Consider the following 11,059-nt stretch of genomic DNA (forward strand, 5'->3'; position numbering starts at 1 on the left):
GAAAGGCACGTGCATGCGGCTCTGGTATGGCGGGGACTACAACCCGGAGCAGTGGCCCGAGGAGGTCTGGGCCGAGGACGTCGCGCTCATGCGCCGGGCCGGCGTCAACCTCGTCACCGTCGGCGTCTTCTCCTGGTCGCGGCTGGAGCCGTCCGAGGGCCGCTACACCTTCGGCTGGCTCGACCGGGTGCTCGACCTGCTCGCCGACGGCGGGATCCGGGTGGACCTGGCCGTCCCGACCGCCTCTCCCCCGCCGTGGTTCTCCCTGGCGCACCCCGACGCCCTGACCGTCACGCGGGACGGCGTACGGCTCACGCACGGCAGCCGCGACACCTACTGCGTGAGCGCCCCGGCGTACCGTGAGGCGTCGCTGCGGATCACCCGCGCCCTCGGCGAGCGCTACCGCGACCATCCCGCCCTGGCCATCTGGCACGTGCACAACGAGTACGGCACGCCCTGCCACTGCGACCATGCCGCCGCGGCGTTCCGGGCCTGGCTGCGGGAGCGGTACGGCGACCTCGACGCGCTCAACGAGGCCTGGACGACCGCGTTCTGGGGCCAGCACTACTCGGACTGGGCGCAGATCACCCCGCCCCGGGCGACGCAGTACCTTCCCAATCCGGCGCAGGCGCTCGACTTCCGCCGGTTCGTCTCGGACGAGATGCTCGCCCACTTCACCGAGCAGCGCGACCTGCTGCGCGAGCTGACCCCCGGCGTGCCTGTCACCACCAACTACGTGCTGGCCGGCTGGGCCAGTGTCGACCACTGGAAGTGGTCGCGCGAGGTGGACCTGGTCGCCGTCGACGACTATCCCACGGGGCGGGGCATGGCGGCGGCCGAGCAGACCGCCTTCGCCGCCGACCTGGCCCGATCGTGGGCGGGCGGGCGGCCCTGGCTGCTGATGGAGCAGGCCACGGGCTATGTTCTGGGCCCACGCGCGTCGCCCAAGGAGCCCGGCGAGATCGCCAGGCACAGCCTGCAACACGTCGCCCGGGGCTCGAAGGGCGCGATGTTCTTCCAGTGGCGGGCCTCCCGCGGTGGCGCCGAGCAGTGGCATCCGGGCATGCTCCCGCACACCGGCCCGGACTCCCGCGTCTTCCGCGAGGTCTGCGCCCTGGGCGAGGCGCTGGAGCGGATCCCGGCGCCATCCGACGAGCCGCCCGTCGTCGAGGCGGAGGTCGCGATCCTCTGGGACGAGGAGGCGTGGTGGGCCGTGCAGGGGCCCGGCCTGCCGTCCACGGAGATCGACTACCTCGCGGCCGTCGAGCAGGCCCACCGAGTGTTGTGGCGGCAGGGCGTCGCCGCCTGCTTCGCCCACCCGTCGCACGATCTGCCGGCGTACCGGGCCGTCCTCGTGCCGAGCCTCTATCTGATCTCCGACGAGGCCGCCCGGAACCTCGCGGCGTACGTGGAGGGCGGCGGCACGCTCGTCGCGTCGTTCTTCAGCGGGATCGCCGACGAGCACACCCGGATCAGGCTGGGCGGCTACCCGGGCGCCTTGCGCGAGATCCTCGGCATCAGCGTGGAGGAGTTCCGTCCGCTCGCCGACCCGATCGAGTTGCCGGAATTCGGCCGCGCGACGGTGTGGAGCGAGGTCGTCCACCTGGACGGGGCCGAGGTGGTCGCCCGCTACCCCGGCGGCGGGCCCGCCGTCACGTGCCACCGCCACGGCGGCGGCACGGCGTGGTACGTCTCGACGCGGCTCGACGACCCCGGCTACGCCCGCGTCCTCGCCCGCGCCGGCCTGGCCGGGAGCGGCATCCCCGGCGTCGAGGTCGTACGGCAGCGGGACCGGGTCTTCGCCGTCAACCACACGGAGGACGAGCAGCCCGTGCCGCTCCACGGCACCGACCTGATCACCGGCAGGCCGGTCGGCGGCAAGCTCGGTCCCGGGGGCTACGTGGTCGTGCCCCTATAGATGTCGTACGGGGATCCGGGGCGCCTCGGCCTCGGCGGCCGGGCGGTGGTGGCGGGGGATCTCGGTGGTCTGCTGCGCACCCTCCGGCTGTCCGGGCTGCGGCTTCTCCGGCGCCTGTTCCCGCGCGGGGCGGCCCTCCGCCTGGTGGATCTCGTTCTCCAGGTCGTCCGCCGTCGGCGCCTCCAGCATGCGCGGCACGATCGCGGCCCCGGCCCGGGGGACGGCCCAGAAGCTTCCGGTGCGCTCGCCGTACCAGACCATCCAGCCGGGCGTCCTGGCCGCCAGTGCCCGCGCCGCGTCCCTGCCTGCGGTGATCTCGTCCGCCATGCCGATCCTCCCGTTCGACGTACTTCCGGGAACCGGCCCTCTACCCCGCTGCGGACGGGTCAAGCGCCGATCCCTGGCGTTCCCGTGACCTTCCGGATGGACCGGTCAGGTTTGCGCCATGGACACGGCATCGTCGGTAATGCGTTCATCAAGAAGGAATGGGGAGAGTAAGCATTTTTCGAGAAAGGCGGGATATGCCTCGTTTATCTGGCTAGCTGGTATGTTGGAAGAGTTCCAGTCTCCACCTCGGCGAGACCGGGCGGCCCGCACCGGTCACCGCGTCCGGGCACCCGCCTCCGGCGATCACCCGCAGGCCGTCGTCCCCTACGGGACAGGGGTTTCCGATGATCCCGGGAGGTTCGGGACACATCACCAAAGATCGCTACAAAGCCCGCCTTCTTTACCTATTTGCCACATTCTGGCGTACAGGTGGGATTGCCAGACGGACTCGCATACCATCGACCGTCGCGCATTACCGGGACCTGACACTCCGCCGGGTAGCGTCGTTCAAGACAGTACGCCCGAAAAATATGGATGAAGGCGCGTATATGACAACGCAGCAGCTCGAGATTACTGTGAGCGATCATCAGCCGGCCGTCGTGGTCGCGCTGCGAGGTGAACTCGACATCGCCAGCGGGGACACGCTCCGGAGGGCGATCAGGAATCTTGTCCGCCAGGGTCGCGTCAAGATCGTGGTGGATGCGTCCGGTCTGCGGTTCTGCGACTCCTGCGGCCTGGAAGCGCTGCTGGACGCCCGGGACGACATCGAGAAGGCCGCCGGTTCGATGCGGCTCACCGGAGTTCACGGCATCTTGAAGATCGTCCTCGAGGCGACCCGGCTGCGCGACACGTTCGTCATCGACGGCACGCCCGTCGAGGCCGTCGCCGCCATGGTGGTGACAGCCTCACAGCACGTGTCCATGGTCTGAGTGTTCGTGGTCTGACCGTTTGACCTCCGGCCCCCGCCCTCTCATCGAGTGCGGGGGCCTCTGACGGCCCGCCGCGGTCGTTTGTGCCTGTGAGGTCCGGGTACGCGCGGACGAGGGGGAACGGCCCCACGTCGTTCAGGGGAGGAACACGGACATGGATCAGTCCCGCGCACCCGTGCTGGAGGCGCTCACCGCCTATCGCCGACGGGGGGACATCAGCTTCACGCCTCCTGGCCACAAGCAGGGGCGGGGGGTGGATCCGCGGGTTCTGGAGGTCCTGGGCGAGGACCTTTTCAGGGACGACGTGATGATCATGAACGGCCTGGACGACCGGTTGCAGAGCAAGGGCGTCCTCGAAGAGGCGCAGCAGCTCATGGCGGAGGCGGTCAACGCCGAGCAGGCGTTCTTCTCCACCTGTGGCAGCTCCCTGTCGGTCAAGAGCGCGATGCTCTCCGTGGCCGGGCCAGGGGAGAAACTGCTGGTCGCACGCAACGCCCACAAGTCGGTCATCTCGGCACTGATCCTGAGCGGCGTCGAGCCCGTCTGGGTGCACGGGGACTGGGACGGCGATCTGCACATGTCGTATCCGCCCACGCCCGAGGCGGTGGAGGAGGCGTTCAAGGCGGCCCCCGACGCCAAGGGCGTCATCGTCGCCAGCCCGGTGGACTACGGCACCTGCGGCAACCTGGAGGGCATCAACGAGGTGTGCCGCAGGTATGACCGGACGTTCATCGTGGACGAGGCCTGGGGCGCCCACCTGCCGTTCCACGAGGACCTGCCCACGTGGGGCATGAACGCCGGGGCCGACCTGTGCGTGACGAGCGTCCACAAGATGGGCAACGGGCTGGAGCAGAGCTCGGTGTTCCATCTGCAGGGCAACCGGGTGGACCCGGCGGTGCTCAAGGCCCGCGAGGACCTGCTCGGCACGACCAGCCCCTCGACCCTGATCTACGCGGCGCTCGACGGCTGGCGCAGGCAGATGGTGGAGCACGGCAAGGACCTGCTCGACCGTGCCCTGGAGCTCGCGGAGTCGGTCCGCACGGAGATCGGCAAGATGCACGGCCTGTGGGTGCTGAGCAAGGAGAACACCCGCGCCTTCGACATGGACCCGCTGAAGATCGTCATCGACGTGTCGGAGCTCGGCGTCGACGGCTACCACGCGGCCGACTGGATACGCGAGCGCTGCCACGTCAACCTCTCGCTGAGCGACCACCGCCGGGTCAGCGCCGAGATCACCGTCGCCGACAGCGAGGAGACGGCCGGCAGGCTGCTCGACGCGCTGCGCGCCCTGTCGTCGGCCCGAGACCTGCCGCCCGCGGCCACGATCGACGTGCCCGAGCCGGGAGAGCTGGAGCTGGACGTCGCGATGCTGCCCAGGGACGCGTTCTTCGGGCGGGTCGAGATCGTGCCCACCGGCCAGGCGGTCGGCCGGATCGTGGCCGAGATGGTCACGCCGTACCCGCCGGGCGCGCCCGCCCTGTGCCCGGGCGAGCGCATCACCGAGCCGGTGCTGAGCTACCTGACCACCGGGCTCGAAGGCGGCATGAACATCCCGGACGTCAGCGACCCCGGCCTGAAGACGCTGCGCGTGGTCGCGGAGTGACGGGAGCGTGACGGGAAGGCCCAATCAGGACCAGCACGGTCAGGCCCAGCAGGAGACGGCCGTCTGCGCCATGAGCAGCTCGGCCACGTCACCCAGCCGGCCGCGCCGCGCGTACGCCGCCCGCTGACGCGCCGCCCCCGATCCGCTGTGCCGTACGCGGTCGAGCTGGAGGGTCAGCGGCTCCCAGTCGCCGTTCTCCTCCAGCACCGGCCGCACGTGGTCGAGCAGGCGGTCCACCAGGCGCCACGCGGGAATCCGCGCGCCGCTCCCGCTCAGCAGGTCGAGCGCCTCGCCGTCCACGCCGTCGCGGGCGGCCCGCCAGTAGGCCGCCCGCAACAGGGTGTCCTCGACGTCGGGGGCGGGCACGCCGGCCCGCACGTCGCGCAGCGCCGTCTCGGCCAGCCCCCGCACCAGTCCGGCCAGCAGCACGGTCTCCCCGGCCGTCGGGCACACGTCCGCCGCGCGGATCTCCAGCGTCGGCACGTGGTCGGACGGGCGGACCAGCCAGTAGATCATCTTCCGGTCGAGGATCGTCCCCCCGGCCAGCATGCCGGCGACGAGGCTCTCGTAGTGCTCGGCGGAGCGGAAGAACGGCGGCGGCTCCGCGCTCGGCCACCTGCCCATCATCAGCGCCCGCCAGCTCGCGTAGCCGGTGTCCCGGCCGTCCGCGATCGGCGAGTTCGCCGCGAGCGCCTGGAGGACCGGGAGCCAGGGCCGCAGGTGGTTGCTGACCCGCACCGCCTCCTCACGGTCCGCGATGCCGACGTGGATGTGGCAGCCGCAGACGCCCTGACCGTCCATGACCGCCCCGAACTCGCGGAGCATGGCCTGGTAGCGAGGGCACGACGACAGGGGCGGCACTCCCGGGTTGCCGTCCAGCGCGGTGCCGCACGCGATGAGCGCGAGCCCGGCGCTCGCGGCGGCGTCGGCGGCGGCGCGGCGCATCTCCAGCAGGTCGCCGTGCAGATCGCGCAGGCCGGTGTGCACGGCGCTGTTGCTCTCCAGTTGGAACTGCGTCAGTTCGAACACCAGCCGGTCCGCCCCCGGTCCGGCCGCCCGCTCGCGGATCTCCCGCGCCGCCGGGACGACCCGTCCGGTTCGCGGGTCGGCGAGCAGGAACTCCTCCTCGACTCCGAGCGTGAGCGTCGCCGGACTCACGGTTGCCTGCGCGACGAGGGAGGGTCCGTGCACGGTGTCGAACTGGACCTCCCTTGTCACGTCTGGCATATGCGGTCTTTTCAGGAGGGGTCCAGTCGGTCAGTCCCCCATTCCCCCCGACAATCGGGCGAAAAACCCCATATGGCGTTTCTTGACCGTCCAGCTCGGCCGTCCGGCCGGGCTTTCCGCAGGCCGTACGCCCCGGTACAGGGGCGTCGCTGCTCTAGACTGGCGAACCTGGCCGTCGGCCAGGCCCTGTCCCCTGTTCCCCCCACCGCCCGACCGTCCCCGCAGCGTCCGCCGAGGTGTGCTCCGTGACCGCCGCCGTCGTACTGACTTCCGTGTCCGCCCCCGTCGCCGACCACGTGCTGGTCGTCGCGCTCGACGGCGCCCTCGACTACACGAACGCCGAGCGGCTGCGCCGGGACGTCGAGGCGGCCCTCGGCGAGGAGCACCGCGAACTCGTCCTCGACCTGGGCGGCGTGAACTTCTGCGACTCCACCGGCATCCGGATCCTGCTGTCCGTACGGAAGCTGATGCAGGAACGCGACGGCGCGGTCACGCTGGCGGCCCTGAACGCCCGGCTGGCGAGGATCTTCAGGATCACCGGACTGATCAGCGCCTTCACGGTCGCACCGGACCTGGCGGGGGCCCTCGACGCGGTCGGCGCGCGGTCGACCCCCAGGTGAAGGCAGGGAACGGGTAACGAGACGGTAGCCTCGGAGACATCGGGCGGCAGACCCAGACAGTGGCGAGGAGGACAGGTGGTGGATCACCGCCGGCAGTGGCCGATAACGGATGATCTCGCGGCGCTCCGCGAGAACATCCAGCGGTACGCCGTGCAGGCGGGCCTCACCGGCCCCCGGCTGGACGACCTCGTCATCGCCGCCAACGAGGCCGCCATCAACGTGCTCGAACACGGAGGAGGAGCCGGCACGCTGGCGATCTCCTGCGACGGCGGCGTGCTCGCCGTCGACGTCGCCGACCACGTCGGCGTCCTGCGGCCCGGGGCCGTGCCGAGCGAGCGGCCCAGCGGCCGCGGCGATCGCGGCTTCGGCCTGTGGCTGATGGGCGAGCTGTGCGACTCGGTGACCATCGACCAGGTCCCCGGCCAGTCGACGATCCGGCTGTGCATGCACGTCGGCGACGGCGCCGTGGACGACGGGGGCCCCGCCGCCGGCAGCGGCGCCGCCTCGCTGGGGCGCAGCGCCCACCCGGTCTGACCGGGCACCTCCCCCTATCTCTTGGCCTCTGCCGCCAAGCAGCGGCCCGTCGCGGACCCAGGCGGCGCCCGGGTTCCCCGGGGTTGGCCCCGGGTTGGCCCTGGTTATCGTCCCGATCCCGTAAACCGGGCCGTCACGGCTCTCCGGCCGCCTTAACCTGGGTCCGCGACCACCTCCTCATGGCTCCTGGACGGTTACCTGAGGAATGCCCATGACGCGGCGGCAACCGCGATCAGGGCGCAGAGGCGGATGGTCCGGGGTGTGCTGTCGACCACGTCCCGGACCGCTCTGGCCACCTCGCCGATCCACGAGCCGAACTCCGGGTCGTGAATCCGCCCTTCGTGACGGCGTCCCCCGCTCCCGCGGGGCCTGATAGCAGTCATCGGGGCCCCCTCCCCATATGCGCTGTCCGAGATCGCTGTCTCGGATCCGTCGGTCGGCCCGATCAGGAATCCGTTCCCGGCCGGGCGAAGCGCGCCATGGGCGGAATCCCCGCCGCCGTCGCGCCGCCGACCCGGTAGGAGGGATTCCGGACCTTTCCCTGATGTTCACAGGTGACCCACCGTGCACGCAACGAATACGAGCGGCATTCGGGGTTCCGTACGAAGAGTGACGATCAGATCACAGCTTGCGATAGCTTTTGATCCTGATTTGTCCTTCAGAGCGAAGTTGTCTGTCCGTTTTGTCCGCAGCGCTTTCCGGAATTTTGGGTCAGCGCGCGACACGCCGTCATTTGTCTCAGAGGACGGCATCGGGCGGCATATCCGGGCCGCCCGCGCCCACGTCTCCACGACGTCCGGGACCGCGTACGGATGGGGGATGCCGAGACGATGTTACCGAACGTGACGCCTTCGTCACGCATCAACGGGTGGCGGGTTCAGGCGCCGAGGTCGCGCACGGTGTTCTCGAGGCACCGCGTGAGCGCCTCCACCCGCTCCTCCGTGACCGGCTCGTCGCCCTGGGCCTCGGGCAGGTCCGCGCGGCGCACCACCACGAGCCTGCGGTGCCTCTCGTCGATCTCGTCGAGCGGCAGCACGAGGCATTCGCCCCGGACGAAGACCAGCGCGACGTCCGGGTCGGCCGACTCCAGCAGCCGCCGTACGCAGTCGGGGTCGAGCAGCGCCATCGTTCCTCCCTCGCCGGTGCCCTCTACGGCCGCATGCCCACGCCCGTCGTGACCTCCTTGATCCGCTCCCGGCCCGAGTCGGGCGCGAGCGGCGGGGTCTCCATGCCCGCACCACGCCGCATGCCCTCGATCACCGCGCGCAGGGCGTCCACCGCGCTGTGCCGGGGCCGCCAGCCCAGTTCCTCGCGGGCACGGGTGGTGTCCATGATCGGGATCTGCAGGGCCAGTTCCACCATGCCCGGCGAGGCGGGGATCAGCCGCAGGTGCCAGCCGGCCGACACCGCCGTACGCACCACCGCGGCCGGGACCGGCACCCGTCGCGCGCCGAGCAGGTCCGCCAGCACGGCCGGGTCGATCACGGGGTCGGCGGCGATGTTGAACGCGCCCCGCACGTCGCGGGTGAGCGCCAGCCGGAACGCCTCTCCGGCGTCCTGCGAGTGGAGCGCCTGGAACCGCAGCCGCGGCATGTCCGGCACGAACGGGATCAGCTCCGGCCGCACCAGCCGCTGCGGCAGGAACGGCCCGGCAAACAGCCGCCGCTGCTCGGTCGCGGCCTCCTCCTTGAAGATGAACCCCGGGCGCATCCGCACCACGCGGATGTCCGGGTGGTCGCGCTCGAAGATGTCGAGCACGCGCTCGATGTAGGCCTTCTCCCGCCCGTACGCGGCGTTCGGCCAGCCGTGGGTGGGCCACGACTCGTCGACGGGCGGGTCCTTGGGCCCCGGCGAGTACGCCCCCACGGACGACGAGTGGACGAGGACCGAGACCCCGGCCCGGACGACGGCGTCGAAGACGCGCATGCCGCCGAGGACATTGGAGTTCCAGGTGGTGACCGGGTCGTGCGTGGGCTGGAACAGCCAGGCCAGGTGCACGACCGCGTCGGCGCCGGCGAAGATCGGATCGAGGTCGTCCCGGAAGACGTCGGCCGTACGCCATTCGGTCTTCGCCGGTTGCCAGCCCGGCATCCGCCTGGCCACCCCGACGATCGAGGTCACGCTCGGCTCGGACTCGAGGGCGGCGAGCACGCTCGTGCCGACGTTTCCGCTCGCACCAACCACGACAACTCGCATGAAATACTCCGTTTCCTGGCATCAGCCGCTACAAACCGCGATAGCGCCCATCCCCGACAAACAGGTGATCACGCGCTCCGGGATCGCCCGGCTGGAGCGGGCCCGAAGATGGGGTTCCAGATTTCTCCTGGGACAATGCGGGGGAATCAGTGGTGGCGCGGGAATACCGCTACCTAGGAGGATTAAGTTCTCAATCTGGTCAGAGAGGCGGAGCAGCAGAGATGGCTCAGATCGTCGGTGGCGGACGCCCCGTCAATGACGCCGAGCGAAGGGTCATCGCGCACCTGCGGGACAACGCCCCTGACGACTGGCTGCTGCTGCACAACATCGAGGTTCCGCGGGGGGCCGACCTGTTCGAGGTGGACGTGGTCGTGCTCACCGGCCACTCCCTTGTCGTGGTCGACGTGAAGGGAGCCCGCGGCCGGTTCGAGGTGTCGGGCACCCGGTGGTTCCCCCAGCACCGGGAGGCGTTCGGCTCGCCGGTGGCCAAGCTGCGCGGCACCGCGCGGGCGCTGAAGGGCCTGCTGATCGAGGAGCACCGCGAGCTGGAGCGGTTGTACGTCGACAACGTGGTGGTGCTCACCGCGCCCGGAGCCGTCCTCGTCGACCCCAGCGGCCGCGACGCCCGGCACGTCACCACGATCGCCGGGCTCATCCCCATGCTCAGCGACGTGTCCCGGGTGCGGCACGGGTGCAGCCGCGACGCCGCGCCCTATCGCACCGCGATCATCGAGGCGCTGAACGGCACCGTGCGCCGCTCGACCGCGCCGCCGCGCTTCGGCAACTGGGAGGTGGAGGAGCAGCTAGGCGGCGACAGCCGGGTCACCGAGTATCGCGCCGTCAACGCGACCGCCCCGACCAGCGGGACCGTGCTGCTGCGGGTCTACCGCGCCGACCCGATGGCCGAGCAGCGGCGGCGGGTGGCCGAGCAGCGCCGGATCGCCAACGCCTACCAGTCGCTCGCCAAGATCCCGCCGCATCCCTGCGTCGTACGCTCGCGGGACTTCTTCGCCATCGACGACGAGAGCCGGTTCGTGCTCGTGCTCGACGACGTCCACGGGCAGGCCCTGCACCTGCACCTGACCGGGCGCAGGCTGGGCATCGACGCCAAGCTCGGCGTGATGGAGGACATGCTGGACGGTCTCGCCCACGTCCACGCCAACAACGTCATCCACCGGGCGCTGACCCCCGCCTGCGTGCTCGTCACCGACGACGGCAACGCGCTGCTGACCGGCTTCGACTACGCCAAGCCCGGACCGCGCAAGCACACCGTGGCCAACGAGCTGCCCAACATCCTCGACGTCCACTACGTCGCCCCCGAATGCCGGGCGCGCCCCGACCGGATGACCCCCGCCGCCGACGTGTACTCGGCCGGGGTGATCGCCTTCCAGCTCCTCACCGGCGAGCTGCCCGCGCCCGGCGTGGACGCCGAGCCGGATGCCGGCGGCGTCGCCCCCGAGGTCATGGACCTCGTACGGCGGATGCGCGATCCCACACCGGCCAAGCGGCCCGACGCGGCCACGGCCCTCGCGGAGCTGCGGGTGGCCCGCGACGCCCAGCCCCGGCGGCGCGCGCCGTTCGGCGGCAGGATCAGGAGCGCCCTGCGCCGCCTGTCCCGCCACTCGGACCACTGACACACGGGACCTTCGTCACTGTTACGAGCGGCAAAGGCAGGCTAACGTCCAGGTCATGATTCGGGTGTTTC

At 71.0% G+C, this 11,059-nt stretch carries 10 protein-coding genes; 6 read left to right on the top strand and 4 right to left on the bottom strand.

What is annotated here, in order from left to right; genetic code table 11:
* Positions 1-13: 13 nt before the first annotated feature.
* Positions 14-1,918 carry a beta-galactosidase gene (locus Msi02_RS32910; protein WP_204051782.1) on the top strand — a complete coding sequence of 635 codons (1,905 nt, stop codon included), beginning with the start codon at positions 14-16 and terminating at the stop codon, positions 1,916-1,918.
* Here Msi02_RS32910 and Msi02_RS32915 read toward each other — a convergent pair.
* Entirely contained in the window at positions 1,913-2,245 is a 333-nt protein-coding gene (locus Msi02_RS32915) for a hypothetical protein (protein WP_204051783.1), read from the bottom strand. The two genes, Msi02_RS32910 and Msi02_RS32915, sit on opposite strands and share 6 nt — an antisense overlap.
* A 530-nt stretch (positions 2,246-2,775) precedes the next feature.
* Between Msi02_RS32915 and Msi02_RS32920 the strand changes: the two genes are divergently transcribed.
* Together Msi02_RS32920 and Msi02_RS44105 are read left to right on the top strand one after the other, a co-directional pair.
* The gene (locus Msi02_RS32920) at positions 2,776-3,174 is read left to right on the top strand and encodes an STAS domain-containing protein (protein WP_204051784.1); all 399 of its coding nucleotides are present in this window, start codon (positions 2,776-2,778) and stop codon (positions 3,172-3,174) included.
* Between the two features lie 154 nt (positions 3,175-3,328).
* Positions 3,329-4,777 carry an aminotransferase class I/II-fold pyridoxal phosphate-dependent enzyme gene (locus Msi02_RS44105; protein ID WP_204051785.1) on the top strand — a complete coding sequence of 483 codons (1,449 nt, stop codon included), beginning with the start codon at positions 3,329-3,331 and terminating at the stop codon, positions 4,775-4,777.
* Between the two features lie 39 nt (positions 4,778-4,816).
* On the opposite strand, the gene Msi02_RS32930 is transcribed toward Msi02_RS44105, so the two are convergent.
* On the bottom strand, positions 4,817-6,004 hold the full coding sequence (locus Msi02_RS32930; RefSeq protein ID WP_204051786.1) for a carboxylate-amine ligase: 1,188 nt from the start codon (positions 6,002-6,004) through the stop codon (positions 4,817-4,819).
* 245 nt (positions 6,005-6,249) lie between these two features.
* On the opposite strand from Msi02_RS32930, the gene Msi02_RS32935 reads away from it, so the two are divergent.
* Together Msi02_RS32935 and Msi02_RS32940 are read left to right on the top strand one after the other, a co-directional pair.
* Entirely contained in the window at positions 6,250-6,624 is a 375-nt protein-coding gene (locus Msi02_RS32935; RefSeq protein ID WP_204051787.1) for an STAS domain-containing protein, read from the top strand.
* Positions 6,625-6,699: 75 nt separating this feature from the next.
* The gene (locus Msi02_RS32940) at positions 6,700-7,158 is read left to right on the top strand and encodes an ATP-binding protein (protein ID WP_079315137.1); all 459 of its coding nucleotides are present in this window, start codon (positions 6,700-6,702) and stop codon (positions 7,156-7,158) included.
* A gap of 877 nt (positions 7,159-8,035) precedes the next feature.
* Here the strand turns inward: Msi02_RS32940 and Msi02_RS32945 are convergent.
* Together Msi02_RS32945 and Msi02_RS32950 are read right to left on the bottom strand one after the other, a co-directional pair.
* Positions 8,036-8,284, bottom strand: a complete 249-nt coding sequence (locus Msi02_RS32945) for a hypothetical protein (RefSeq protein ID WP_079315139.1) — start codon at positions 8,282-8,284, stop codon at positions 8,036-8,038.
* A 23-nt stretch (positions 8,285-8,307) separates the two neighbouring features.
* The gene (locus tag Msi02_RS32950) at positions 8,308-9,354 is read right to left on the bottom strand and encodes an NAD-dependent epimerase/dehydratase family protein (RefSeq protein ID WP_204051788.1); all 1,047 of its coding nucleotides are present in this window, start codon (positions 9,352-9,354) and stop codon (positions 8,308-8,310) included.
* Between the two features lie 221 nt (positions 9,355-9,575).
* On the opposite strand from Msi02_RS32950, the gene mads6 reads away from it, so the two are divergent.
* The gene (mads6, locus tag Msi02_RS32955) at positions 9,576-10,988 is read left to right on the top strand and encodes a methylation-associated defense system protein kinase MAD6 (protein ID WP_204051789.1); all 1,413 of its coding nucleotides are present in this window, start codon (positions 9,576-9,578) and stop codon (positions 10,986-10,988) included.
* Positions 10,989-11,059 lie beyond the last annotated feature (71 nt).

The sequence above is a fragment of the Microbispora siamensis genome, assembly GCF_016863095.1.
In the GTDB taxonomy this organism is placed as follows: domain Bacteria; phylum Actinomycetota; class Actinomycetes; order Streptosporangiales; family Streptosporangiaceae; genus Microbispora; species Microbispora siamensis.